Origin of the sequence: Streptacidiphilus jeojiensis, assembly GCF_042510965.1 — a bacterium.
Classification (GTDB): domain Bacteria; phylum Actinomycetota; class Actinomycetes; order Streptomycetales; family Streptomycetaceae; genus Streptacidiphilus; species Streptacidiphilus jeojiensis.
Genome location: NZ_JBEUKS010000005.1, coordinates 556,742 through 581,788, shown reverse-complemented (window position 1 = coordinate 581,788; position 25,047 = coordinate 556,742). Strand labels below are relative to the sequence as shown.

Here is a 25,047-nt window from a genome sequence, read left to right as displayed (position 1 = left end):
GCGCCCGCCGAGGGGACGGTGCCGGCCCCGTCCTGGCCGCCGCGGACCCCGCCGACGGCCCCGGCCCCGGCTCCGGCCGTTCCGGCGGCGTCGGAGAGTGCGCCCGCGCCTGCCGCGCCGGTGGCCGAGCAGCCGCAGCAGGTCCAGCCGGTGGTCGCCGCGCCGCGCCGGCCGCTGCACGCCGGGCCGCCGATCCCGGACCCCTCGCTGATGACCGGTCAGGTGCCGGTGCGCTCGCTGGCCGACCGCGGCCCGACGGCCGGCGCGGAGTCGCCGTTCACGGTCTCCTCACCGGCGACCCCGCCCTACGGCATGCCCGCGGCCCCGGCCGCGCCGACCGGTCAGCATCCCGGCCCCGAGTACCTGGACCAGCCGGTCGGTGCCGCCGCTGCGCTGGGCACCGCCGTCGGCACCGCACCGGTGCAGGTCGAGCCCGCGCTGGCCGAGCCGGTCGAGAGCACCGGACCGGCGCCCGAGCCGGTGGCGGTCACCGTCCCGGTGCAGATGCCGTCACCGGAGAGCACCCTCGGTGCCAACCCGGTCCAGCCCGCACCGGTGCAGGAACCGGAACCGGTCATCGTTCCGGAGCCGCGGCCCGCGTCCTCGGCCCTCCCCGTCGAGCCCGTGGAGCCGGTGGAAGCCGCCGCCCCGGTCCAGGCCGCCCCCACCCCCGTCGAGCCGGTCGCCGCCGAGCCGATCCCGGTGGAACCCGTCGCGGTGGAACCAGTAGCCGCGGAACCGATCGCCGTGGAACCAGTCGCTGTGGAACCAGTTGCTGTGGAACCGGTCCTGGTGGAGCCGTCACCGGAGCCGGCCGCCGCGCCGGCTCCCGCCGCCGAACCGGCGCCCCAGCCCGAGCCGCCGGCGGCCGAGGCTGAAGCTGTACCTGAGGTCGAGGCAGCGGAGCCGGAGGCCAGGCCGGAGTCCTCCGCACCGCAGCCGGACGCCGCCATCCCGGCCCAGGGCGCCTCGCCCGAGGCCGGCGGCAGCCGGATCTCCGCGTTCATGTCCCCGCCGCCGCGCCAGTTCGTCATGGAGCCGGTCGTCGAGTCCGTCCCCGAGACCGTCGCCGACGTCAGCGCCGCCGCCGAGGTGGAGCCCGAGGTCCCGACCGGGGCGCCCGCCGCCCCCGGCACCTCGGAGAGCACCGCTCAGGGCACCGGGACGCTGTCGGACCCGGTACTGTCCCCCGTCCATCCCGCAGCGGAAGCGCAGCCTGTGCCTGAACTCCCTTCGCAGTCCACCGCTGTACCCGTGCCGGAGCAGGCGTCCGAGCCCGAGCGGCGGGTCCTCGCCGTGGACGGCTCCGGCGCCGCCGAGGCCGGGACGGTGCAGCAGCCGGAACCCGAACCGCTGCCCCCGGCCGTCCCCGACGGCCCCGCGGCCCCGGCCTACGACGACGAGATGCGGGACGCGGTGCACCGGGTGATGCGCGAGCGCCGCGACATCCGCAACGGCTTCCGTCCCGACCCGATCCCGCACGAGGTGCTGATCCGGGTCCTGGAGGCGGCCCACACCGCCCCCAGCGTCGGCTACTCCCAGCCCTGGGACTTCGTGGTGATCCGCTCCGCGAAGACCCGGGCCCGGATGCACGAACTGGCGGAGCGTCAGCGCGAGGTCTACGCCGAGACGCTGCCCAAGGGGCGGGCCAAGCAGTTCAAGGAACTGAAGATCGAGGCCATCGTCGAGACCCCGGTGAACATCGTGGTCACCGCGGACCGCACCCGCGGCGGCCGGCACACCCTGGGCCGGCACACCCAGCCGCAGATGGCGCCGTACTCGGCCGCGCTCGCGGTGGAGAACCTCTGGCTCGCCGCCCGCGCCGAGGGCCTCGGCGTCGGCTGGGTCAGCTTCTTCGACGAGCAGGAGATGGTCCGCGAGCTGGGCCTGCCCGAGCACCTGGACGTGGTCGCCTACCTCTGCGTCGGCTACGTCAACGAGTTCCCGGCCGAGCCCGAGCTGGCGCAGGCCGGCTGGGCCAAGAAGCGCCCGCTGTCCTGGGTCGTCCACGAGGAGACCTACGGCCGCCGCGCGCTGCCCGGCGAGGAACCGCACAGCGTGCTGCAGGAGACCCTACGCGGCATCAGGCCGCTGGACGCCAAGGCGCTCGGCGAGGCCTGGGACCGCCAGAAGCGGATGACCAAGCCGGCCGGCTCGCTCGGCATGCTGGAGATAATCTCCGCGCAACTCTGCGGGCTGTCCCGCAAGTGCCCGCCGCCGATCCCCGAACCGGCCTGCGTCGCGGTCTTCGCGGGCGACCACGGCGTGCACGCCCAGGGCGTCACGCACTGGCCGCAGGAGGTCACCGCCCAGATGGTGGCCAACTTCCTGGCCGGCGGCGCGGTGGTGAACGCCTTCGCCGCGCAGCTCGGTGCCGAGGTCTGCGTCGTGGACGTGGGCGTGGCCTCCGAGCTGCCCCCCGCCATCGACTCCGGCCGCACCACCGGTCTGCTGCCGCGCAAGGTGCGTCCCGGTACGGCCGACATGACCGTCGAGCCGGCGATGACCCGCGAGGAGGCGCTGCGCGCCATCGAGGTCGGCATCGAGACCGCCCGCGATCTGGTCGCGGCGGGCAACAAGGCCCTGGTCACCGGGGACATGGGGATCGCCAACACCACCGCGGCGGCGGCCCTGATCTGCGTCTTCACCGGGGAGGACCCCTCCGTGGTGACCGGGCGCGGCACCGGCATCGACGACGAGACCCATGCCCGCAAGATCGCGGTGGTCCGCGAGGCGCTGGCCCTGCACCGCCCCGACGCCTCCGACCCGATCGGCGTCCTGGCGGCGGTCGGCGGCCTGGAGCACGCGGCCCTGGCCGGCTTCCTGCTGGGCGCGGCCAGCCTGCGCACCCCGGTGATCCTCGACGGGGTGATCGCGGGTTCCGCGGCGCTGGTGGCCAAGGCCATCGCCCCCGAGGTGCTGGCGGCCTGCGTCGCGGGCCACCGCTCGGCCGAGCCCGGCCACAAGGCCGCTCTCGCGAAGCTGGGGCTGCGTCCCCTGATCGACCTCGACCTCCGCCTCGGCGAAGGCACAGGTGCCCTGCTGGCCCTGCCCCTGGTCCAGTCCGCGGCTCGCGCCATGCACGACGTCGCCACGTTCGACTCGGCCGGGGTCACGGAGAAGCACTGACCCTCTGCGGGAGTTGCTGTCCGCGCAGTTCCCCGCGCCCCTGGATAGTGCAACTGGCCCAGTTGCAGCACCCTGGGGGCGCGGGGAACTGCGCGACGAACCATGCACCGCGCCGCACCGTCGAACTGAGCGCACCATTCAGCTCATCAGAACCTGCACACGAAGCCCTGGAGCCACCATGCCGCCCGAGAACGACACCACGCCGTACCCGGTCGGTCTCCTCCTGCAAGGCCGCCGCGTCGTCGTCCTCGGCGGCGGCACCGTCGCCCAGCGCAGGCTGCCCGCCCTGCTCGCGACCGGCGCCGACGTGCACCTCTTCGCCCCCGAGACCACCCCCTCGGTGCAGGCCATGGCCGACGCCGGCGAACTCACCTGGCATCCCCGCCGCTACGCCGCAGGCGACCTCGCCGGGGCCTGGTACGTGCTGGCCGCCACCGACGACCCGGCGGCCAACGCCGCCGCCTCCGCCGAGGCCGAGGCCGACCGCACCTTCTGCTCGCGCAGCGACGACGCCTCCGCCGCCACCGCGTGGACCCCGGCCACCGGACGCCAGGACGGCACCACCGTCGCGGTCCTCTCCGGCGACCCCCGCCGCTCCGCCGCGCTCAGGGACGCCGTGGTCGCCGGCCTGCGCGAGGGCACCCTCGCCGCCGCCCACCACCGCGGCCGCACCGCGGGCGTCGCCCTGGTCGGCGGCGGTCCGGGCGACCCGGACCTGATCACCGTCCGCGGCCGCCGCCTGCTCGCCGAGGCGGACGTGGTGGTCGCCGACCGCCTCGCCCCCCGCGCGCTGCTGGACGAACTGCCGCCCCATGTCGAGGTCATCGACGCGGCCAAGATCCCCTACGGCCGCTACATGGCCCAGGAGGCCATCAACAACGCCCTCATCGAGCACGCCAGGGCGGGTAGGTTCGTGGTCCGGCTCAAGGGCGGCGACCCCTACGTCTTCGGCCGCGGCATGGAGGAACTGCTCGCCTGCCGCGAGGCCGGCGTGCCGGTCACCGTGGTCCCCGGCATCTCCAGCTCCATCAGCGTCCCCGCGGCCGCCGGCATCCCGGTCACCCACCGCGGCGTCACCCATGAGTTCAGCGTCATCTCCGGCCATGTCGCCCCGGAGGACCCCCGCTCGCTGGTCGACTGGGACGCCGCCGCGAGGATGCGCGGCACCCTGGTGCTGCTGATGGCGGTGGAGCGCATCGGCGCCATCGCCGCCGCGCTGGTCGCCGGCGGCCGTGACCCGCAGACCCCGGTCGCCGTGGTCCAGGAGGGCACCACCGCCGGCCAGCGCCGGGTCGACGCCACCCTGGCCACCGTCGCCGAGGTGGTCGCGGCCGAGGAGATCCGCCCGCCGGCCGTCGTGGTCATCGGCGACGTGGTCGCCGTCAACAACTTGGCAGCCCAGATCTGAGCGGGCAGGATCGACCTGTGGCCGAACTCATCACCATCGACGACCCCCAGGACCCCCGTCTGCGCGACTACGTCGCCCTGACCGACGTCGAGCTGCGCCGGCGGCGCGAGCCCGAGGAGGGCCTGTTCATCGCCGAGGGCGAGAAGGTGATCCGCCGGGCCCGGCTGGCCGGCTACCGGATGCGTTCGATGCTGCTGTCGGCCAAGTGGATCGACGTGATGCGCGACGTCATCGACGAGGTCCCGGCGCCGGTCTACGCGGTGGCGCCGGAACTGGCCGAGCAGGTCACCGGCTACCACGTGCACCGCGGCGCGCTGGCGTCCATGCAGCGCAAGCCGCTCGCCGACGCCGCCGACGTGCTGGCCGGGGCGCGCCGGATCGCGGTGCTCGAAGGCATCGTCGACCACACCAACATCGGCGCCGTCTACCGCAGCGCCGCCGCGCTCGGCATGGACGCCATCCTGCTCTCGCCCGACTGCGCCGACCCGCTCTACCGACGGGCCGTCAAGGTGTCCATGGGGACCGTCTTCTCGGTCCCCTACGCCGTGCTCGACCCCTGGCCGCGGTCGCTGGAGACGCTGCGCGAGGCCGGGTTCTCGCTGCTCGCGCTCACCCCGCACGGCGACTCGGTCCCGTTGTCCGAGGTCTCGCCCAAGCTGCTGGAGCGCTGCGCGGTGCTGCTGGGCTCCGAGGGCCACGGGCTCAGCACCGAGGCCCTGCGCGCCGCCGACGCCTGGGTCCGCATCCCGATGTCGCACGACGTCGACTCGCTCAACATCGCCGCCGCCGCCGCGGTGAGCTTCTACGCCCTCTCCCAGCAGCCGGTGGGCTGAACCCCCGGAGCCCCCGGAGCCCCCGGAGCCCCCGGAGCCCCCGGAGCCCCCGGAGCCCCCGGAACCCGCGGACCCCCGGAGCCCCGGGGCGTCAGCCCTGCTGGCCGGCCACCGTGCCGGTCCCCGGCCAGGTCTCGCTCATCGTCCCGTTGCCCAGCGGGGCGTAGCGGGTGGTGCTGGCCGGGCGGGTGCCGGAGGCGGCGGTGTGCTCCTCGCGCAGCACCGCTCCGTCGGCGATCCGCCAGGTGCCGGTGGCCTGGGGGTCGCCGGTGGAGGCGTGGGAGGCCAGCAGAACCGGTTCTGCAGCGGAGCCGGCCGCTGTGCCGGACCCGGATGCGCCACCGGGCAGCTGGTAGAGCTCGATCAGGTCCTCCGGGACCGCGCCGTCCTGGCGGGTGAGCACCACCACCGCGGCCGGGTTGCCCCGGTAGCGGGCCGGCAGCACGCTGCTGAGCGCCACCGGGGCGGTGCCCGCCGCCGAGGCGCGGCCGTCCTTGAGGACGACCGTGGAGCCGTCGCTGGGATCGGGGTAGCTGCGGTCGGCCCAGTCCACGCCGTCGGTGCCGCCGTCCGCCGTGGCCGGTGCGGCCTGCAGCGCGTCCCCCGCCGGGGACGGGGCGACGGCGGGCACGGCCGCCGCGGGGCGGCTCGCCGCCGTGCTGGGCCGCGGCGGCGATTGCAGCCCCCGGCTGTCACGGTTCTCGCAGCCCTGGGCGGCGGCGATGGCCAGCGCCACACCTACCGTCACGGTGATGAAGACGATCAGCCGCTGCCGCAGCAGCCGCCGCGAGGAGCCGCCGGGCCGTCCGGCCGGACGCTGCTGCGATCCGGTCGGCGGGGGAGTGCGCCGGGCTGCGGGCGCCGGTGACGGCGCGGTCGGCCGCGAGTCGTGCCGCTGCTCCGGCCGGACGTCCCGGCGGGTGTGCTGCTGCGCGTCCTGGCGCGGCGGCTGCGGTTCGCGCATGGTCGGCGGCATCGGACGCCGGGTCGCCGGACGGGCCGGCGGGCGCCCGCCGCCCTGGGCCACCGCGGGGCCGCTGCCGCCCCGGCCGGGTGCCTGGGCCCGCTGGGTCGCCTCGGCCGGACGGCTCTGCCGGGCCTGCGGCCGCGGCACCTGGCTGAGGCCGATGGCCGTCCCACGCGCGGTCAGTTCCTTGAGCCGGTCGTGCAGTTGGGCCGTGGTCGGCCGGTCCGAGGCCTCCTTGGCCAGGCAGGCCCGGACCACCGGCAGCAGCGCGCCGGGGACGTCGCTGAGGTCGGGCTCCTCGTGCACCACCCGGTAGAGCATCACCTCGGAGGTCCCCGAGCCGAACGGGGAGTCGCCGGTCGCCGCGTAGGCGAGCGTGGTGCCCAGCGCGAAGACGTCGGTGGCGCTGGTCACCGCGATGCCGCGGACCTGCTCGGGGGCCAGGAAGCCGGGCGAGCCGACGGCGGTGCCGACATGGGTGAGCGTGCTGGCGCCGGTGGACCAGGCGATGCCGAAGTCGATGATCCTGGGCCCCTTGGGGGACAGCAGGATGTTCGAGGGCTTGAGGTCGCGGTGCACCACCCCCGCCTCGTGGACGTGGACCAGGCCGTCGGCCAGCGCGGCGCCGATCGCGGTCACCTCGGGCCAGGGCAGCGGCCCCTCGTCGCCGACCCGTTTGTAGAGCGAGGGCCCGGGCACGTAGGCGGTGGCCAGCCAGGGCCGTTCCACGTCGATGTCGGAGGCGACCAGGCGCGCGATGCAGCCGCCCCTGATCCGGGCGGCGGCGGCGACCTCGCGGGCGAAGCGGGTGCGGAACTCCTGGTCCTCGGCCAGCTCGGAGCGGATCAGCTTGAGCGCGACCTTCTGCCCCTTGCGGTCGGAGCCCAGGTAGACCACACCCATACCGCCCGTGCCGAGCCGCCGGTGCAGGCGGTAGGGGCCGACGACTCGCGGATCCTCCCGCCGGAGCCGCATCATCGCCACATTTCCGTCCCGCCGTCAGGTCCCCGTGCGGGGGCTGTTGTCCCTGCCAGCCGACAGCTTACGGACTGGGTCGGGCGGTGTGCTGATACGCAACGCAGTGACGATCCGTGGGATTGTCGGATTTCCCCCGGTCGGCTCCGCCCGGGACCCTCCGGTACTGCACCCGCAGTACCCCCGCCCCGTATCCGAGTGGTACCGGTGCTACCGCTCTGACCTGTGCTTTCACCGTCCCCTCCGGGCTGCTGTCAGGGGTGACCCTGACAGCCGGGGGACCGGCCCTCCCCCTCCGGTAGTAGTCCCCGGGGAGGACCGTCCTCCTTCCGGATGCCGCAGGGACGGTCCCGGGGCATGACGCCCGGCCAGGGGTGCCGACCGTAGGTTGGTACCAGCGGTGGGCGGGCAGCTCGTCCCCCGAGGTACTCCGCCCACCGCGACCAGCCAACGATCAAGACCGCCTGCCGACGATGACGAAGCAGCAGCCGACGAGAGTGGGAACCAGGCCATGTCCGTATACACGGGTGGAACAGCCAGGGGAGGATCAGTACGGCGCCGTCGCCAGTCCGATCGCGCTCGTACCAGCGAGACCAGGAACCCGCTGATCGCCCTGGCGATCGCGCTCCCGGTCGCCGCACTGCTGGCTTTCGCCTTCGGCGGCTGGTCGCAGTTCACCGTGCAGGCCACCTCGGTGCTGCATCTCATCCAGCACTGAGTCCTCCGCTGACCGGTGCCCCGCAGACTGCGGCGCCGCGTCCGGACTGTCGGTGAGGGCAGCCCGGGCGCGGACGCCGCGCACCACGCAACGCACATGCACGGCATCACGAAGAGGGCCCGTCCGCAATCGGACGGGCCCTCAACTGCTGTGCGCGATACTGGGATTGAACCAGTGACCTCTTCCGTGTCAGGGAAGCGCTCTCCCGCTGAGCTAATCGCGCGGGGTGGTACGGACAAGTCCCCGGGGGGACTCGTGCGCGATACTGGGATTGAACCAGTGACCTCTTCCGTGTCAGGGAAGCGCTCTCCCGCTGAGCTAATCGCGCGGGACACTCGTCGAACGGTGCTGCGGCAAACGTTACTGCGGCAAACGGTACTGCGAACCCCCGAGGGGGCTGGTGCGCGATACTGGGATTGAACCAGTGACCTCTTCCGTGTCAGGGAAGCGCTCTCCCGCTGAGCTAATCGCGCATGAGACCCCGAGTGGCGTGCCACTCAAAACCTCGCTGAGGTGGAGACGGGATTTGAACCCGTGTAGACGGCTTTGCAGGCCGTTGCCTCGCCTCTCGGCCACTCCACCGAGCAAGGGCCAACCTGCAACCCTCAACCGAGCGGACGACGGGATTCGAACCCGCGACCCTCACCTTGGCAAGGTGATGCTCTACCAACTGAGCCACGTCCGCATGATCTCCAATGTGCTTCCCGCCCGACTTTCCGCGGTCCGCTTCCTGGCGACGTGTTGAACTTTAGCGGATTCCGGGCCCAGCTCAAATTCCGTATCCCGGCAGCGTGCCGTGCTGACCCCGCGATGACCTGCGGACAGGCGTCCCGACCACCCGTTACCTAGACTGCGGCAGCGCGGAGACCCCGCGCCCCCCGGACAGAATCCCGAGCCAACCGTGACCTCAACCGAGTCCCTCCTTCCGCCGATGGCCCGTTTCGACGGTCTGGTCGCCACCGGGCTGCTGGACGTCACCGACGATCCGGCGGCGCTCGACGGCTCCGGATTCTGGGCCGTGGTCGCCGATTTCGAGGGCCGGCTCACCTGCGCCCGCTTCGCCGAGGTCCGACCGGCCCGGTCCGCCGGCGCCGGCCCGCAGGCGGCCGGCACCGAGACGGCCGGCCCGTCCTGGGTCGGCCCGGCCCGCACCGCCTGGACCAGTTCGCTGGACCGCGACGGCTATCTGGCCGGGGTGCGCCGGATCCGTGAGCAGATCGCCGCCGGCGAGGTCTACCAGGCCAACCTCTGCCGGGTGCTGTCCGCGCCGCTGCCCGACCCGGCCCGCGCCGACGTCGACGCCCTCACCGCGCGGCTGGCCCGCGGCAATCCGGCCCCCTATGCCGGAACGGTTCGCCTCCCGGCCCAGGGCGTCGAGGTCGCGACCGCCTCGCCGGAGCTCTTCCTCGAACGGGAGGGGGACACCGTCCGCTCCGGCCCGATCAAGGGCACCGGCCGCACCGAGGACGACCTGCTGGAGAAGGACTTCGCCGAGAACGTGATGATCGTCGACCTGGTCCGCAACGACCTCGGCCGGGTCTGCGCCACCGGCAGCGTCACCGTCCCGGACCTGTGCGCGGTGGAGAAGCACCCCGGCCTGGTCCACCTGGTCTCCACGGTGCAGGGCCGGCTGCGGCCCGGCGCCGGCTGGCCCGAGGCCATGGCCGCGACCTTCCCGCCCGGATCGGTCACCGGGGCGCCCAAGTCCAGTGCGCTGCGCATCATCCGCGCCCTGGAGACGGCCCCGCGCGGCCCCTACTGCGGCGCCGTCGGCTGGGTGGACGCGGACCGGCGCCGGGCCCGGCTCGCCGTCGGCATCCGCACCTTCTGGCTGGACCGGGACGACCCGGCCGGACCGCAGGTCCGCTTCGGCACCGGGGCCGGCATCACCTGGGGCTCCGATCCGGAGCGGGAGTGGGACGAGACCGAACTGAAGGCCGCACGGCTGCTCGCGGTAGCGTCTGAGGCACCAACGCCGCAGTAGCCCGAGCTGCAGCAGCCGGGGCTGCGGTGTCCGAAGCCACAGAGGGAGAGCCCACCGTGCGGATCTGGGTCAACGGCGCGCTGCGCGAGTCCACCGAGGCCATCGTGTCGGTCCTCGACCACGGCATGACCGTGGGCGACGGCGTGTTCGAGACCGTGAAGGCCGTCGACGGCACGCCCTTCGCGCTCGGACGCCACCTGGACCGGCTGGAGCGCTCGGCCCGCGGCCTGGGCCTGCCCGCGCCGGAGCGCGAGCTGGTCCAACGCGCCTGCACGGAGGTGCTGGCCGCCAACCCGGCCAAGCTCGGCCGGCTGCGGATCACCTACACCGGCGGCCTCGGCCCGCTCGGCTCCGACCGCGGCGACAGCGGCCCCAGCCTGATCGTCGCCCTGGGCGAGGTGGCCCACCGCGCGGACACCGCCGCGGTGGTCACCGTCCCCTGGACCCGCAACGAGCACAGCGCCGTGGCCGGGCTGAAGACCACCTCCTACGCGGAGAACGTGGTCGCCCTGGCCCGCGCGCACCAGTACGGTGCCTCGGAGGCGATCTTCGGCAACACCGCCGGCCGGCTCTGCGAGGGCACCGGGTCCAATGTCTTCGTCGTTCTGGACGGGCGGATCCTCACCCCGCCGCTCACCTCCGGCTGCCTGGCCGGGATCACCCGGGCACTGGCCCTGCAGTGGCTCGACGCCGAGGAGGCCGACCTCCCGCTGAGCGTGCTGGAGGAGGCCGACGAGGTCTTCCTCACCGGCACCCTGCGCGACATCCAGGGCGTGTCCCGGGTCGACGACCGCGATCTGCCCGCCCCCGGTCCGGTCACCGCCAAGGCCGTCGCCGTCTTCGCCGAGCGCGCCGCCGCCGATCTGGAGCCGTGAGGATGACCACCACGCTCCGGCCGCTGGGACCCGAGCGCAGCAGGCCCGACGGCGGCCGGGAGCGGACCTTCGAGGTCCGCGTCAACGGCCGGACCGTCGGCGGGCTGACCGCCCTGGTCTCCGGCCGGCCCGGCCCCCGGGTCGGCTCCGTCCGGGGGCTGACCATCGATCAGCCGGACCGCCGCCGCGGCCGCGGCACCGTCGCGGTGCTCGCCGCCGAGGAGGTGCTGCGCTCCTGGGACTGCGTCCGGGTCGACATCGCCGTGCCGGACGGACCGGACGAGCAGGCCGCGCTGGGCCTGGCCGGCACCCTCGGCTACACCCTGCGCGGCCTCAACATGCGCAAGGCGCTGCCCGCCGGGGCGCCGGACCTGCCCGAGGGGAGCCGGGGCCGCCCGATGTCCGAGGACGAGTTCGGGGCCTGGCTGGCCCGGGAGTCGGAGGGCTACGTGGCGGGGCAGATCGCCGCGGGGATGACGCCGGAGCAGGCCAGGGCCAGGTGGCAGGCGGAGCACACCGCGGTGCTGCCGGACGGGCTGGCCACCCCTGGCGCGGTGGTCCGCCGACTGGAGGCCGGGGGAGTGCCGGTGGGCGCGGTCTGGGTCGGCACCGCGATCCCCGAGGCGTCCCCGGACGAGCCGCCGGCCTGGGTGTTCATGGTGGCCGTCGACGAGCCCCACCGGGGGCGGGGCCACGGGCGTTCGCTGATGCTGCTGGCCGAACGCGAGTGTGTGGCCCGCGGTGTGCGGGAGCTGGGGTTGCACGTGTTCGCTGCGAACACACCGGCGGTGTCGCTGTACCGCTCGCTGGGGTACCGGACCTACCGGAGCCTGCTGCACAAGCAGTTGTAGGTTCTCCGGGTGCGGGCCGTAGGGGGCTGCAACTGACCGCTGAGGGCAAGCTGCACCTACCCAGGGGCGCGGGGAACTGCGCGACAAGCCAGGCACACGCCGCACCCGGGACCGCACCCTAAGGCGCGCCCAGAAGCTCCATGATCCGCTCCCGCAGCCCCCGCTGGGACTTCCCGCCGTCGAGCCGCTTCCCGGCCACCACATAGGTGGGCGTCCCGGTCACGCCGATGGCCTTGCCCTCGGCCTGGTCCGCGTCGACCGCCAGCATGTGCCGGCCGTCGATCAGTGCGGTGTCCATCTCCTCGGCGTCCAGCCCCAGCTCCCGGGCGACCTCGACCAGCAGTTCCTCGCCGCGCCGCGCCAGCTCGTCCACCCTGGCCAGCACCGCCTCGACATAGGGCCAGCCCCGGCCCTGGACGAAGGCCTCCTCGGCCGCCTGCGCCGCCGCGAAGGCGTGCTTGTGCTTGTCCAGCGGGAAGTGCCGCAGCACCACCTCCAGCCGGTCGCCGTAGGCCTCCCGCAGTGCGCGCACGTCGTCCAGCGCCGCGGCGCAGTCCGGGCACTGCAATTCGCACCAGTACTCGACCTGGAGGTAGGAACTTTCGCTCATGGTCATCAGTCTCCCATTACGGGCAGGATGGAGATGTCGGACCACCAGTCGGACCAAGCAGGAGGAGACAGGACGATGACCGCGATCGTGTGCATGGGACTGTCCGCGGCGGGGGTGGTGATCGCCCTGCTGGCCGGCGCTCGCGGCCGGATCCGTTCCGCGTTCCGCTGGCTCGGCGTCGCCCTGGTGCCGGTCGGCCTCTACCTCACCGGCCTGATCACCGTGTTCCGCCGGATCGGCAGCGCGCTGTCGAGCTGGGCCACCCACCTGGTGTTCGACCCCAAGGTCTGGACCGGCCTGGCGATGCTCGGCGCAGCCGTCCTGCTGCTGCTCGCCACCGGCATCGGCCGCCGGTCCCGGCAGCGGGAGCAGGGGCCCGAGCCGGTCAAGGCGTCCAAGCAGCCCAAGGCGGCCCGGGGCGGCTCCTCCGTCCCCGCCGTCACTGCCAAGCCGGCCGGCCAGAAGTCGGCCGCCGACGATCTGAGCGACTTCTCCGACGTCGAGGAGATCCTCAAGCGCCGCGGGATCTGACCCCGTCCGCACCGGACGCCTCGGCCGCCCCCACCATCGCGTCCGGAGACTCCGCCGCGGTCCGCTGCCGGGCCCGGTAGGCGGCCACGTGCAGCCGGTTCCCGCAGGTGCGGCTGTCGCAGTAGCGGCGCGAGCGGTTCCGGGACAGGTCGACGAAGACCCGCGCGCAGTCGGGCGCCTCGCAGCGGCGCAGCCGCTCCCGCTCGCCGGCCACCACGATGAAGGCCAGCGCCATGCCGGCCTCCACCGCCAGGTGGTCGGCCAGGGCCGCGCAGGGCGCGAAGAAGTGCATGTGCCAGTCGTGGCCGTCGTGGTCGGTGAGCCTGGGTGTGGACCCGGCCCTGGCCACCATCGCGTTCACCAGGTCCGCCGCCGCGCGGGTGGAGTCGGCCAGGAACACCTGGCGGATCTGTCCGCGGACCCGGCGCACCGCCGCCAGGTCCTCCGTCCCCAGCGTGCCGACCTCGCTGATCTCGTGCCGGACCACGAAGCCGCGCAGCGCGGCCAGGTCGGGCAGCCCCTCCTGTCCGCAGGCGTCCGGGTCGGTGTTCAGCAGGTCGACCAGCACATCGAGGGCGCACTGCGTGTCGTGGGTGATCAGCACGGCGGCACTCCCTGGGGTCTCCGGGCGGGTTGGCGGCGACTCTACCGCTGCCGCCTGGGACCGCGCTGGCCGCGACATGCGGAAGTCGCCGCGGCCCGGGTGGGGGTCCGCGGCGACTTCTTTCCAGCGTTGGAAGCACTTGGTGCAGGTGGAGCGGGTGGTGCCGGTGGCGCGTTCCGTGCCCCCGAGTAGCACGGCTGCGCACGGTAGAAGGAATGAAGCGGTTCAGTTCTCCGCAAGGATGTGGGAGAGCTCTCGGTCGAGATCGAAATGGCGGTGCTCGGTGCCCGGGGGCACCGCGGCATCGGTTCGCTTGAGGAAGGACTCCAGCGCGCGCGCCGGGGCTTCCAACAGGGCTTCTCCTTCCGGAGAGCTCAGGGCGATGCAGACGACTCCTTGTCCGTGGCTGCGGGAGGGCCAGACACGGACGTCACCGGTCCCGGTAGGCCGGTGCAGCCCCTCCGCAAGGAGGTCGCGGGCGAACACCCAGTCGACGGTTTCGTCGGCGCCCGTGTGGAAGGTGGCGTGCACGGCATAGGGGTCGGCGGTGTCGTAGCGCAGGCCCGCGGGGACGGGCAGTGATGACTCGCTCGACACGATGAGGCGCAGGTGCAGCTCGCAGCTGACCGTGGTGTTCATAAGCGCCAGGGCCTTTCGCTCAGTGTGCGCTCGGGGATCGCACGTCGGCGAACGGACCATCCCACCTGTGCGACCGGTGTAAACCCGTCTGTCCCGATTAGTACGTTCCTGGTACCCCTTCCGGCTCAGCAGTCACGCCCGTCACAGGCGTTCCGCCAGCCTGCGGCAGAGCTGCCCGGCGGCGACAGCGCAGGGGCGAGATCCAGTCACCCGGGGGCCGGTCCGCCGTCCCGGGGCAGGTCAGGAGCACCCGGCCCGATGCGGTAGTGTTTTCCCTGCACCGCCCGGAACGGGCCGGATGCGAGGCGCGATTAGCTCAGTGGGAGAGCGCTCCGTTCACACCGGAGAGGTCGCTGGTTCGAACCCAGCATTGCGCACCGAAGGCAGCGGCCCCGCAGATCAGCGATCTGCGGGGCCGCTGCCTTTCCCGCGTTTTCCCGCGCTCAGAAGCGGATGTCGTCCCAGCGGGTGACCGCCGCACCGGCCGCCGCCAGTTCCAGCTCCACCGCCGCCGAGATCTCCGCGGCCGGCTGCCCGTCCGGGTAGGTGGCGTGCGCGCCGCTGGCCAGCTGCACCGCGTGTCCGCGGGCGATCGCCGCGAGCGAGGTGGCACGGACGCAGTAGTCGCTCTGCAGGCCCGCGACGACCAGCGGTGATCCCGGCGGGAGCAGCCGGTCAAGACCGGTCCCGGCGAAGCTGTCGGTGCTGAGCTTGTCGATCACGTGCTCCTCGGGCAGCTGTTCGAACACCAGCTCCCAGCCGGGGGTGCCCGGCGCGTCCGGGTCGCCGACCTCCGGATCGCCGGTGTTGCGGACGTGGACGATCACCGATCCGGCCCGGCGGGCCCGGTCGAGCAGTTCGGCGAGTGCCGCCCGGATCGCGCTCGCGTCGGGGACCGGCTCGGGCGGGAGCAGCATGTTGCGCTGGACGTCGATGAGCAGAAGTGCGGAGGTCATGACAGCAATTTAGCACTGGTGTTCGATGGTGGGCGACGGAAAAGGCATTTAGGACACCGGGAGACGTGATGCTAATGTTCACTCCGTCGCCACCACGGTGGGCAGGCGCGATTAGCTCAGTGGGAGAGCGCTCCGTTCACACCGGAGAGGTCGCTGGTTCGAACCCAGCATTGCGCACCGCGGTCTGACCGCACGAAAGTACCGAAGGCCCCTCACGTCGAGGGGCCTTCGGCGTTTCTGGCCGAGGCTCAGCAGGTCCGGTCAGGCCGCCTGTTCCTCCACCCGGCGCCGCAGCGGCCAGGAGGTGTCCACCGCCTCGGGTGAGCCGCTGCGGTTGAACCACTGCTGCAGCCCCCGCGCCTGCGCCGCGTGCCAGACCGCCTGGCGCAGATGCAGCTCCGCCGGGGTCAGCGCCGCCAGCCGCTCCTCGAACCGTGCGCCGATGGCCCGCACCAGCAGCATCGCCGCGGTGGCGTCGGCTGCCGCGTCGTGCGCCCCGTTCAGCACCACGCCGTAGTGCGCGCACAGGTCGCCCAGGGTGCGGCGGCCCTTGCGGTAGCGGTCCAGGTGCTTGTCCAGCACCCGGGGGTCCACCACCAGCAGCGGCGCGCTGGCCACGTAGTCGCCCAGCGAGGAACCCCGGTGCCGGCCCAACTCCCGGTCCAGCAGCGTGAGGTCGTAGGGGGCGTTCATGATGACCAGCGGCAGTCCGGCCCTGGCCGTCTCGGCCAGGGCCCGGGCGATCTCCTCCACCACCACCGGCGCCGGACGGCCGTGCTCCCGGGCCCAGCGGTCGGTCAGGCCGTGCACCGCGGTGGCCCCCTCGGGGATCGGCACGCCCGGGTCGGCGGCCCAGTCCCGGCGCCGCACCGGGCCGCCCGCGGACTCCTGGACCACCAGCGCCGCCGTCACGATCCGGTCATGTTCCACGTCCACACCCGTGGTCTCGGTGTCAAAGGAAGCCAGCGGCCCCTCGTACCAGTCGGTCATGGCTTCCTCCCCCAGTGGCGGTGACAGTGAGGTGATACCCGGTCACCCTCGGCATTCAATCCCCCTGTGCCCAATTACCGCTGTGAGCTGCGGATCCGTTTGACCCACCGTCAGGCCGGAGACAACAGACAGTGACGGCCCGTCCGGTCCGGGCGGCGGGCTGCCCAACGGGGAAGACGATGGCGCTGACACAACCCGAACCGGCCGACCCGCCGCCCGAATGGGGCGGGACCGGAACGGGACAACCGATGCGAGGTCAACTCGCGGTCACCTCCTGCATGGAGACCCTCCAGGTGGGCTATCTGCACGCGGTCGCGGCGGCGGCGGGATGCGCACTGTCCTCGCCGTTCCCCGACAACGGGATCGACTGGCACGTGAGCCACGGCAGTTCGCAACACACCGAGGACGACGAGGCCACCATCAAGGTCCAGCTCAAGTGCACCTACCAGATCCCGCCGAACCCGGCAGGACCGTGGTTCAGCTTCACCCTCGACAACGACCATCTGCGAAAACTCGCCCACGCACGGGTCGCCGTGCACAAGATCCTGGTCGTCATGCTGGTCCCCAGGGAGGTCGACCAGTGGCTGCTGTCCGGCCCGGACCGGCTGGAGCTGCGCCACTGCTGCTACTGGGTCAACCTGGCAGGGCACCCGGTCACCGGAAAGCGCCGGACGAATGTCCGGATTCCGACCGGCCAGGTCTTCGACGACCGCGCCCTCTGCGCCATCATGGCCCGTGTGGGAGCGGGAGAGCGTCCTTGAACGAGGGCTCTGCGGTATCGACCCCCGCGGGAGGGACAACGTGACAGCGATGCGCCGCGAAACCCGACCAGAGGCACTGGACGCCGCCGGACGCGACGCCGTCCGCGCAGGCGGTACGCGCACCCCCGCGGACGCGGTCCACATCGACCCGGCCAGGGTCGACCCCGCGGTGCTCGGCACCCTGCTCGCCCGGCACGGCTGGACCCGCCGCGGCGGCGCCGAGGGGCGCTACATCCGCTGGACCCCGCCGGACGACCTGGAACCGGACACCAGCCTGCTGGTCCCCGCCGACCGCCGCTTCGACGACAGCGTCGACCTGCTGGACGAGGCCATCGCGGCGCTCTCGCACTCGGGGGTCCCCTCCGCCCGGGCCATCCTCGCGGCGCTGCTGGTCCCCGGCGACGAGATCCACTGGCGCCGGGAGACCCCCGGCGTGGGCGGTGCCGTCAGCTGGGGCTCGGAGGAGGACCTGCACGACGGCGCCACCGCCATGCTCTCCGCCGCCGCCAAGGCCGGGCTGCTGCGCGCCGCCTACTTCGGGGCCCGGCTGGACGGCCGGGCGGCCGAGTTCCTGGACCGGATCCTGGTGGTCGCCCCCGGCACCGGCGCCGGGCTGCTCACCGCCTACGCGCCCGCCCCCGACGACCGCAACATCACCACCACCCTGGTCCGCGCGCTGGAGGCGACCCGGGACGCCATCGACCTGCAGCGGGTCAGCGGCCGGACCGAGGCCTTCGACGACGGGGTACGCCTCGGCGTCAGCCGCGAGCTGATCGCCTCGGTGGTGACGCTGGTGCGGGGCAGCGAGGGCATCGAGATCTCGCTGGACTGGGCCGCCTCGGTGGGCACCCCGCTGGGCTTCGCCAACCGGCGGCTGCACCTGGAGTTCAGCCCCGGCGACCTGCCCGCCCTGGAGGCCGCGGGCGAGCGACTGGAACACAGCGAACCAGCCGTCGAGGTGGAGCTGACCGGTGCGGTGATCCGGCTGAAACGGCCGGTCCCCGGCGGCGAGGGCCAGGCCAGGCTGGCGGTGCTGTCCGGCGCCGACGTGGACGAGGTGCGGGTCCGGCTGGGGGAGGACGACTACCGCACCGCGGTCGAGTCCCATCTGGCCGGCGTCCCGGTCCGGCTGCGCGGTCGGCTGGAGCGCAAGGGCGGCTTCCGCAAGCTCTCCGTCCCCAGCACCCTGGTGCCGCTGGAACTGGACGCCGCCGAGCGCGACCGGATGCTCAAGGCGCTGCGGCTGCGGGTCGGCGAGCCCGCGGCGCGCGAGGACAACGAGGGCGGGTGACGGCTGCGCGGGGCGCCCCGCACTCTCGGTACCATCATGACCGCAGCACCTGCTGCTCAGGAGATTGCCGAGAGTCAGGAGAGTCCGGTGTCGGACGTCCGTGTGGTCATCAGTCGCGAACCCGATCGGGAAGAGCGTGTGGTGACGACGGGCACTACGGCGGCGGAGCTGTTCCCCGGCGAGCGCGCCGTGGTCGCCGCCCGCATCGGCGGCGAGCTGCGCGACCTGGCCCAGGTGCTGGCCGACGGCGACGAGGTGGAGCCGGTCACCATCGACAGCCCGGACGGCCTGTCGATCCTGCGCCACTCCACCGCGCACGTCATGGCCCAGGCCGTGCAGGAGATCTTCCCCGAGGCCAAGCTCGGCATCGGCCCGCCGGTCAAGGACGGCTTCTACTACGACTTCGACGTCGAGAGGCCGTTCACCCCGGAGGACCTCAAGGCCGTCGAGAAGAAGATGCAGGAGATCCAGAAGCGCGGGCAGCTGTTCTCGCGCCGGGTCACCGACGACGAGTCCGCCCGGGTGGAGCTGGCCGACGAGCCGTACAAGCTGGAGCTGATCGGCCTCAAGGGCAGTGCCGCGCAGGCCGCCGACGGCGCCGACGCCGAGGTGGGCTCCGGCGAGCTGACGATCTACGACAACCTGGACGCCAAGACCGGCGAGCTGTGCTGGAAGGACCTCTGCCGCGGTCCGCACCTGCCCAGCACCCGGAACATCCCGGCGTTCAAGCTGATGCGCTCGGCCGCCGCCTACTGGCGCGGCAGCGAGAAGAACCCGCAGCTGCAGCGGATCTACGGCACCGCCTGGCCGACCAAGGACGAGCTCAAGGCGTACCTCGACTTCCTGGTCGAGGCCGAGAAGCGGGACCACCGCAAGCTCGGCGCCGAGCTGGACCTCTTCTCCTTCCCCGACGAGCTGGGCCCCGGCCTCGCGGTCTTCCACCCCAGGGGCGGGGTGATCCGCAAGGAGATGGAGCAGTACTCGCGCCGGCGGCACGAGGACTCCGGCTACGAGTTCGTGAACACCCCGCACATCTCCAAGGAGCACCTCTTCGAGACCTCGGGGCACCTGCCGAACTACGCGGACGGGATGTTCCCGCCCATGGAGTTCGACGGGCAGAACTACCGCCTCAAGGCCATGAACTGCCCGATGCACAACCTGATCTTCAAGGCCCGGGGCCGTTCCTACCGTGAACTGCCGCTGCGGCTCTTCGAGTTCGGGACGGTGTACCGGTACGAGAAGTCCGGTGTGGTGCACGGGCTGACCCGCTCGCGCGGCTTCACCCAGGACGACTCGCACATCTACTGCACCAAGGACCAGATGCCCGGGGAGCTCGACTCGCTCCTCACCTTCGTGCTGGACCTGCTGCGCGACTACGGGCTGACCGACTTCGAGCTGGAGCTGTCCACCCGCGACCCCGAGTCCGACAAGTTCATCGGCGAGGACGCGGAGTGGGAGGAGGCCACCGAGGCGCTGCGGGTGGCCGCCGAGAAGCAGGGCCTTCCGCTGGTCGCCGACCCCGGTGGCGCGGCCTACTACGGGCCGAAGATCTCGGTCCAGGTCAAGGACGCCATCGGCCGGTCCTGGCAGATGTCGACCATCCAGGTCGACTTCCAGCAGCCGAAGCGGTTCGGCCTGGAGTACACCGCCGCGGACGGTTCGCGGCAGCAGCCGGTGATGATCCACCGGGCGCTGTTCGGCAGCATCGAGCGCTTCTTCGGAGTGCTGCTGGAGCACTACGCCGGCGCGTTCCCGGCGTGGCTGGCGCCGGTCCAGGCGGTCGGCATCCCGATCGGCGACGCGCATGTCGAGTACCTCGAGGAGTTCGCCGCCGAGGCGAGGGCCAAGGGGCTGCGGGTCGAGGTGGACGCCTCCAGCGACCGGATGCAGAAGAAGATCCGCAACCAGCAGAAGCTGAAGGTCCCCTTCATGGTGATCGTCGGTGACGACGACATGGCCGCCGGCACCGTCTCCTTCCGCTACCGCAACGGCGAGCAGAAGAACGGCATCCCGCGCGCTGAGGCACTGGCCGAGATCCTCGACGCGGTGGAGCGCCGGATCCAGGTGTGAGCCTGTGCCGGGGGGCGTGTTCAGGGTGAGCCCGCCCCCCGGCACCTGCGCGTCAGCGCCTATGCTGATCGCTATGACGACGGAGCCGGAGCAGCAGAACGGGGCGGGCGAGCCGGACGCTTTCGGCCGCCTGTGGACCCCTCACCGGATGGCCTACATCAAGGGTGAGAACAAGCCGACCGGCCCCGAGCCCGCCGACGGCTGCCCGTTCTGCGCGATCCCGGCGATGTCGGACGAGGACGGGCTGATCCTGCGTCGGATGGACCACGCCTACGCGGTGCTGAACCTGTACCCGTACAACTCCGGCCATCTGATGGCGGTGCCGTACCGGCACGTCGCCGACTACACGGACCTCACGCCGGAGGAGACCACGGACGTCGCCGCGCTCACCAAGCAGGCGATGACCGCGCTGCGGGCCGCCTCCGGCGCGCACGGTTTCAACCTGGGCATGAACCAGGGCTCGGTGGCCGGCGCCGGCATCGCCGCGCACCTGCACCAGCACGTGGTGCCCCGCTGGGGCGGGGACACCAACTTCATGCCGGTGATCGGCCAGACCCGGGTGCTGCCGCAACTCCTCGCGGACACCCGGAAGGTGATCGCCGACGCCTGGCCGGAGGACTGACCCGGGGGACGGGAACGGCGGGCGGCGGTCAGTCGGCGTCGTAGACGTCGGCCTTGGAGGCCCTCGCGCCCTGGACCTCGCCGCCGAGCATGCCGGCCCGGTTGCCGAAGCGCTCCACCTCGACGTCGTGGTCCTCCAGGAACTCCATGGTCGCCTTGTGCACGGTGCGCAGCACCGGGGTGGCGACCCGGAGGGCGTCGTCGGCCATGAAGCGGTCGCTCCACGGGCGGACCGCCCAGGCGTGCCGCAGGCCGAAGGGCTCCGGGAGTTTGAGGGTGCCGCCGAGCCAGTCCAGGATCGGCTCGCCCCAGGGCCAGGTGAACGGGGCGCGCAGGGTGAGCCGGACCACCTCGTCGGCGGCGACTATCGGCAGCTGCTTGGTGCGTTCCTCCCAGGGCCGGCCGGGCCTGGGCACCTGGATCTCGGCCCGGGAGGCCTTCTTGTTGAACATCGGCGCCATCGGGCCCAGCGCGTGGCCGGTGACCTCGACCCGCAGGGTGTGGTGCAGCAGGGTGACGGTGACCAGCAGCGTCACCACCAACTGACCGCCCCACAGCACGAACTGGGTGCCCAGGTAGTGCCGGGGCCCGCGGCCGAACTGCTGCTTGTTGGCGAGGCTGGTCATGGCCGAGTTGCGGTAACGGTAGCCGTCCATGTCGGCGTTGGAGGGGCGGCTGATCTCGTCGGCGCCCTCCGGTATCGACATGACCATCCAGTGGGTGACCCGCATGTCCGGGATGCCGTTCTCGGCCGGCATGGTCGACCTGGACATCTCCCTGAGCCGGTCCTCGATCCGCCGCAGCACGTCCCAGGGGTGGAAGGTGCGGATCTCGGCGATGCCCTCCGCCGGGTCGATCTGCTCGGCCATGTGCCAGGAGCCCCAGCGCTTGCCCAGGCCGAGGATGCCCTTGGTCCCGGCGTACTGCAGCACGTTGGTCTCCTGCTCGGCCTCCAGCAGCTCCAGGGCCTTCTTGAGCTCCTCGGCCCTGGTGTCCTGCGGGCCCATCGGCACGATCTCCGGGACCACCGGGCCCAGGCCGCTGCCGTCCAGCACCTCGTTCCAGCGCAGCCGCAGCTGGTCGGCGGTGCGTCGGCAGATCCGGAAGGCGACGAACCAGCCGAGCACCGGGACCAGCATCATCACCCGGACGTAGAGCCCGACCCAGCCGGAGGCGAACGGCCGGAGCAGCAGCAGGACGGCGAGCAGCGCGGCCACGGTGAGGGCGACGCCGCCGTAGAGGGAGCGCCGCTCGGGGGTGCTGAGGTCTCGGATCTTGAAGGCCGCCAGCCAGATCAGCGTGCCGGGCAGGAAGAGCAGCCCGAACACCACCGCGACCCCGGTGAGCCTGCGGTCGCGTTCATGACGGATCTTCTCCGCCTCCAGGCAGTGCTCGACCACCCGGCGCGGGTCGGCGCCGTAGGAGGGGACCAGGGGTTTGCGGCCCTTGCCGGTGGTGCGCTTGACCACCGCGCGGCAGAAGGCCTCGCCTATGGTGGGGACGAAGAGCCCGTGCCGCCCTTCCTTGTGGCTGACGCTCTCCACGCTGTCGGTCAGGCCGGTGAGCGGCCCGTCCCGGTACGCGAGGGACGAGAGTGACTCGGTGGCCGCGAAGTTGAGCGATTCGCGCGGGACGTCCGGCACTGTGGTCCCCTCCCGACAGCCGTATCAACCAGTGTTCCCCGAGCCCGACTGATCATCCGTCCATCCTCTGAGCGGATGTCAGCAGGCCCGGCTGTCAGCGTATCGTCGCCGATCATCGCCCGTCAGGCCTTTGCGGATCACCCCTGCGACTCGGCCAGCGCCCTGGCCGCCACCGCCTCCGGCATGGCCTCGTGGCGGACGTAGGCGCGGGTGAAGTCGCCCGCGCCGTGGGAGAGCGAGCGCAGGTCCACGGCGTACCTGACGATCTCCAACTCCGGTACCTCGGCCCGTACCAGGGTCCGTCCGGTGCCCACCGGCTCGGTGCCCTGGACCCGGCCACGGCGGCTGGAGAGGTCGCTGAGCACCGCGCCCACGTACTCGTCCGGGACCAGCACCCGGACCTCGGCGACGGGTTCCAGCAGCCGCACGCCGGCGGTGCCGGCGGCCTCGCGCAGCGCGAGCGCGCCGGCGGTCTGGAAGGCGGCGTCGGAGGAGTCCACCGAGTGCGCCTTGCCGTCGACCAGGGTGACCCTGACGTCGACGACCGGGAAGCCGGCGCTTACCCCGCGCAGCAGTTGGGCCCGGACGCCCTTCTCCACCGAGGGGATGAACTGCCGCGGCACCGCGCCGCCGACGACCCGGTCGACGAACTCGAAGCCGCTGCCCGGCGGCAGCGGCTCCACGTCGATCTCGCAGATGGCGAACTGGCCGTGGCCGCCGGACTGCTTGACGTGCCGTCCGCGGCCGTGGCCGGTCCCGGCGAAGGTCTCCCGCAGCGGGACGGTGTAGGGGACCGGGTCGACCTGGACGCCGTAGCGGCTGCGCAGCCGCTCCAGCAGCACGTCGGCGTGGGCCTCGCCGAGGCACCACAGCACCAACTGGTGGGTGTCCGGGTTCTGTTCGAGCCGCAGGGTGGGGTCCTCGGCGGTGATCCGGCCCAGGCTCTGCGAGAGCTTGTCCTCGTCGGCCTTGCTGTGCGCCTCCACCGCGACCGGCAGCAGCGGGTCGGGCATCGCCCAGGGCGCCACCAGCAGCGGGTCGGCGGGGGCGGAGAGGGTGTCGCCGGTCTGCGCCGAGCCGAGTTTGGCGATGCAGACGATGTCCCCGGCGACGGCCTGGTCGACGCTGCGCTGGGTGCGGCCGAAGGGGGAGGAGAGCGACCCCACCCGCTCGTCGGCGTCATGGTCGTCGGTGCCCCGGTCGGCCTGGCCGTGGCCGGAGACGTGCACCGGCTGGTCCGGGCGCAGCGTGCCGGAGAAGACCCGGACCAGGCTGAGCCTACCGACGTAGGGGTCGCCGCTGGTCTTGACCACCTCGGCCGCCAGCGGGCCCTCCGGGTCGCAGGCCAGCGCCGGACGCGGGCGGCCCTCGGGGGTGGTGGCCGGCGGCGGCAGGTGCTCGGCAGGGGAGGGGAAGGCGGAGCTGACGAGCTCCAGCAGCTCGGCGCTGCCCAGACCGGCCCGGGAGCCCTCGACCGGCAGGGCGGAGGCCAGCACGGGGTGGAAGGCGCCGCGGGCGACGGCCCGCTCCAGGTCGTCGATCAGGGTCTTGGTGTCCACCGTCTCGCCGGAGAGGTAGCGGTCCATCAGGGCCTCGTCCTCACTCTCCGCGATGACGGCCTCGATCAGCCGGTCCCTTGCCTCGGCGGCGGTCTCGACCAGGGCCCGGTCGGGGGTGTGCTCGGTGCGCTGTCCGCTGCCGTAGTCGTAGCAGCTGCCGCTGAGCAGGCCGAGCAGTCCGGAGATCCTGGGGTTGCCGTCGGGGCCGGCCGGGCCCCGGTTCAGCGGCAGGTAGAGCGGCAGCACCGCCTCCGGGTTGTCCCCGCCGAAGGCCTCCCGGCACAGCTCGACGGTGGCGTTGAAGTCGGCCTGCGGGGCGTCCAGCTTGGTGACGACCAGGGCACGGGGCATGGCGACGGCGGCGCACTCCTCCCACAGCATCCTGGTGGCGCCGTCGATGCCGTCGGTGGCGGGGACGACGAACAGGGCGGCGTCGGCGGCCCGCAGCCCGGCCCGCAGCTCGCCGACGAAGTCGGCGTAGCCGGGGGTGTCCAGCAGGTTGATCCGCACTCCGGCGTGCACCAGTGGGACCAGCGAGAGCTGGACCGAGCGCTGCTGGCGGTGCTCGATCTCGTCGTAGTCGGAGACGGTGGTGCCGTCCTGGACGCGTCCTGCGCGGGTCAGCGCGCCGGTGGCGAGGGCGAGGGTCTCGGCGAGGGTGGTCTTCCCGGCCCCGCTGTGGCCGACCAGCACGACGTTGCGGATCAGATCCGGCCGGCTGCGCTGGTACTGGTCGGCCGCCGTACCCCTGCCGGGGCCTCCCGGTGCCGCTGTCGTCCTGTCACCCATCGCGCTCTCCTAACGCCGGACGTGCCAGTTGCTGGACGTGACCTCCTGGAAGTACCTGCCGCGGGCACCGCGTTGCGTTGACTGAGGGTCACCCGCGGTGATGGTGAGCTTGGCACCGCAACCGGCCGAGGTCCATAGCTCCCGCACGGGCGGCGTGCCCGCGCCCAGCGCGCGGACCGCGCCCGGATAGCATGGGCCAGCCCGCCGGGGGCCGCGGTGAGAGCGCCGTCCCGGAACGGCCGG

Annotated in this window: 19 protein-coding genes, 7 tRNA genes and 1 pseudogene; 14 read left to right on the top strand and 13 right to left on the bottom strand. The window is 72.9% G+C overall.

The window, feature by feature from the left end:
• Positions 1-18: 18 nt before the first annotated feature.
• The 3 genes from cobT (at position 19) to ABUW04_RS17630 (ending at position 5,370) form a co-directional block, all read left to right on the top strand.
• The gene (cobT, locus tag ABUW04_RS17640) at positions 19-3,129 is read left to right on the top strand and encodes a nicotinate-nucleotide--dimethylbenzimidazole phosphoribosyltransferase (RefSeq protein ID WP_449341750.1); all 3,111 of its coding nucleotides are present in this window, start codon (positions 19-21) and stop codon (positions 3,127-3,129) included.
• 178 nt (positions 3,130-3,307) lie between these two features.
• Positions 3,308-4,537 (top strand): uroporphyrinogen-III C-methyltransferase, encoded by a 1,230-nt coding sequence (gene cobA / locus ABUW04_RS17635; protein ID WP_030248678.1) that lies wholly within the window; start codon positions 3,308-3,310, stop codon positions 4,535-4,537.
• 17 nt (positions 4,538-4,554) lie between these two features.
• A complete protein-coding gene (locus ABUW04_RS17630) occupies positions 4,555-5,370 on the top strand; it encodes a TrmH family RNA methyltransferase (protein ID WP_380565633.1) in 816 nt (271 codons plus the stop codon).
• A 700-nt stretch (positions 5,371-6,070) separates the two neighbouring features.
• On the opposite strand, the pseudogene ABUW04_RS17625 reads toward ABUW04_RS17630, so the two are convergent.
• Positions 6,071-7,321, bottom strand: a pseudogene (locus ABUW04_RS17625) (protein kinase domain-containing protein); the annotation flags it as partial.
• 502 nt (positions 7,322-7,823) lie between these two features.
• Between ABUW04_RS17625 and ABUW04_RS17620 the strand changes: the two are divergent.
• Positions 7,824-8,030 (top strand): hypothetical protein, encoded by a 207-nt coding sequence (locus ABUW04_RS17620; protein WP_030248685.1) that lies wholly within the window; start codon positions 7,824-7,826, stop codon positions 8,028-8,030.
• A 151-nt stretch (positions 8,031-8,181) separates the two neighbouring features.
• On the opposite strand, the gene ABUW04_RS17615 is transcribed toward ABUW04_RS17620, so the two are convergent.
• From ABUW04_RS17615 to ABUW04_RS17595, 5 genes are all read right to left on the bottom strand, one after another.
• A tRNA-Val gene (locus ABUW04_RS17615) sits at positions 8,182-8,253 on the bottom strand.
• 33 nt (positions 8,254-8,286) lie between these two features.
• Positions 8,287-8,358 (bottom strand) — tRNA-Val (locus ABUW04_RS17610).
• A 70-nt stretch (positions 8,359-8,428) separates the two neighbouring features.
• A tRNA-Val gene (locus tag ABUW04_RS17605) sits at positions 8,429-8,503 on the bottom strand.
• 38 nt (positions 8,504-8,541) lie between these two features.
• A tRNA-Cys gene (locus ABUW04_RS17600) sits at positions 8,542-8,612 on the bottom strand.
• A 30-nt stretch (positions 8,613-8,642) separates the two neighbouring features.
• A tRNA-Gly gene (locus ABUW04_RS17595) sits at positions 8,643-8,715 on the bottom strand.
• Between the two features lie 246 nt (positions 8,716-8,961).
• On the opposite strand from ABUW04_RS17595, the gene ABUW04_RS17590 reads away from it, so the two are divergent.
• Genes ABUW04_RS17590 through ABUW04_RS17580 form a run of 3 tightly spaced genes read left to right on the top strand, consistent with a single transcriptional unit; the run spans position 8,962 to position 11,740 of the window.
• On the top strand, positions 8,962-10,014 hold the full coding sequence (locus ABUW04_RS17590) for a chorismate-binding protein (protein WP_380565655.1): 1,053 nt from the start codon (positions 8,962-8,964) through the stop codon (positions 10,012-10,014).
• A gap of 56 nt (positions 10,015-10,070) precedes the next feature.
• Complete coding sequence (locus tag ABUW04_RS17585; RefSeq protein ID WP_380565632.1) at positions 10,071-10,889, top strand: aminotransferase class IV; 819 nt, start codon at positions 10,071-10,073, stop codon at positions 10,887-10,889.
• Between the two features lie 2 nt (positions 10,890-10,891).
• Complete coding sequence (locus tag ABUW04_RS17580) at positions 10,892-11,740, top strand: GNAT family N-acetyltransferase (RefSeq protein ID WP_380565631.1); 849 nt, start codon at positions 10,892-10,894, stop codon at positions 11,738-11,740.
• Positions 11,741-11,858: 118 nt separating this feature from the next.
• Here the strand turns inward: ABUW04_RS17580 and ABUW04_RS17575 are convergent, their stop codons facing one another.
• The gene (locus tag ABUW04_RS17575) at positions 11,859-12,356 is read right to left on the bottom strand and encodes a DsbA family protein (protein WP_380565630.1); all 498 of its coding nucleotides are present in this window, start codon (positions 12,354-12,356) and stop codon (positions 11,859-11,861) included.
• 69 nt (positions 12,357-12,425) lie between these two features.
• Here ABUW04_RS17575 and ABUW04_RS17570 point away from each other — a divergent pair, with 69 nt between their 5' ends.
• Positions 12,426-12,881: a hypothetical protein gene (locus ABUW04_RS17570; RefSeq protein WP_380565629.1), complete on the top strand. Its 456-nt coding sequence runs from the start codon at positions 12,426-12,428 to the stop codon at positions 12,879-12,881.
• Here the strand turns inward: ABUW04_RS17570 and ABUW04_RS17565 are convergent.
• Both ABUW04_RS17565 and ABUW04_RS17560 read right to left on the bottom strand, forming a co-directional pair.
• The gene (locus ABUW04_RS17565; protein ID WP_380565628.1) at positions 12,862-13,485 is read right to left on the bottom strand and encodes a CGNR zinc finger domain-containing protein; all 624 of its coding nucleotides are present in this window, start codon (positions 13,483-13,485) and stop codon (positions 12,862-12,864) included. The two genes, ABUW04_RS17570 and ABUW04_RS17565, sit on opposite strands and share 20 nt — an antisense overlap.
• Positions 13,486-13,710: 225 nt before the next feature.
• Complete coding sequence (locus ABUW04_RS17560; protein ID WP_030248700.1) at positions 13,711-14,124, bottom strand: SsgA family sporulation/cell division regulator; 414 nt, start codon at positions 14,122-14,124, stop codon at positions 13,711-13,713.
• 305 nt (positions 14,125-14,429) lie between these two features.
• Between ABUW04_RS17560 and ABUW04_RS17555 the strand changes: the two genes are divergently transcribed.
• Positions 14,430-14,501: transfer RNA gene (locus ABUW04_RS17555), tRNA-Val, on the top strand.
• 66 nt (positions 14,502-14,567) lie between these two features.
• Here the strand turns inward: ABUW04_RS17555 and ABUW04_RS17550 are convergent.
• A complete protein-coding gene (locus ABUW04_RS17550) occupies positions 14,568-15,080 on the bottom strand; it encodes an isochorismatase family protein (RefSeq protein WP_380565627.1) in 513 nt (170 codons plus the stop codon).
• A 105-nt stretch (positions 15,081-15,185) separates the two neighbouring features.
• On the opposite strand from ABUW04_RS17550, the gene ABUW04_RS17545 reads away from it, so the two are divergent.
• Positions 15,186-15,257 (top strand) — tRNA-Val (locus tag ABUW04_RS17545).
• Between the two features lie 84 nt (positions 15,258-15,341).
• Here the strand turns inward: ABUW04_RS17545 and ABUW04_RS17540 are convergent.
• Positions 15,342-16,070 (bottom strand): 3'-5' exonuclease, encoded by a 729-nt coding sequence (locus ABUW04_RS17540; protein WP_030248706.1) that lies wholly within the window; start codon positions 16,068-16,070, stop codon positions 15,342-15,344.
• Positions 16,071-16,249: 179 nt separating this feature from the next.
• Between ABUW04_RS17540 and ABUW04_RS17535 the strand changes: the two genes are divergently transcribed.
• The 4 genes from ABUW04_RS17535 to ABUW04_RS17520 all read left to right on the top strand — a co-directional run bounded on the left by ABUW04_RS17535 (position 16,250) and on the right by ABUW04_RS17520 (position 20,814).
• Positions 16,250-16,831: a DUF4365 domain-containing protein gene (locus ABUW04_RS17535; RefSeq protein ID WP_380565626.1), complete on the top strand. Its 582-nt coding sequence runs from the start codon at positions 16,250-16,252 to the stop codon at positions 16,829-16,831.
• A gap of 49 nt (positions 16,832-16,880) precedes the next feature.
• Complete coding sequence (locus tag ABUW04_RS17530; RefSeq protein ID WP_380565625.1) at positions 16,881-18,122, top strand: hypothetical protein; 1,242 nt, start codon at positions 16,881-16,883, stop codon at positions 18,120-18,122.
• A gap of 87 nt (positions 18,123-18,209) precedes the next feature.
• Entirely contained in the window at positions 18,210-20,192 is a 1,983-nt protein-coding gene (thrS, locus tag ABUW04_RS17525; protein WP_030248711.1) for a threonine--tRNA ligase, read from the top strand.
• Between the two features lie 61 nt (positions 20,193-20,253).
• On the top strand, positions 20,254-20,814 hold the full coding sequence (locus tag ABUW04_RS17520; RefSeq protein ID WP_380565624.1) for an HIT family protein: 561 nt from the start codon (positions 20,254-20,256) through the stop codon (positions 20,812-20,814).
• A gap of 28 nt (positions 20,815-20,842) precedes the next feature.
• Here the strand turns inward: ABUW04_RS17520 and ABUW04_RS17515 are convergent, their stop codons facing one another.
• Together ABUW04_RS17515 and ABUW04_RS17510 are read right to left on the bottom strand one after the other, a co-directional pair.
• Entirely contained in the window at positions 20,843-22,456 is a 1,614-nt protein-coding gene (locus ABUW04_RS17515; protein WP_380565623.1) for a hypothetical protein, read from the bottom strand.
• A 137-nt stretch (positions 22,457-22,593) separates the two neighbouring features.
• Positions 22,594-24,804, bottom strand: a complete 2,211-nt coding sequence (locus ABUW04_RS17510; protein WP_380565622.1) for an elongation factor G-like protein EF-G2 — start codon at positions 24,802-24,804, stop codon at positions 22,594-22,596.
• Between the last annotated feature and the right edge of the window lie 243 nt (positions 24,805-25,047).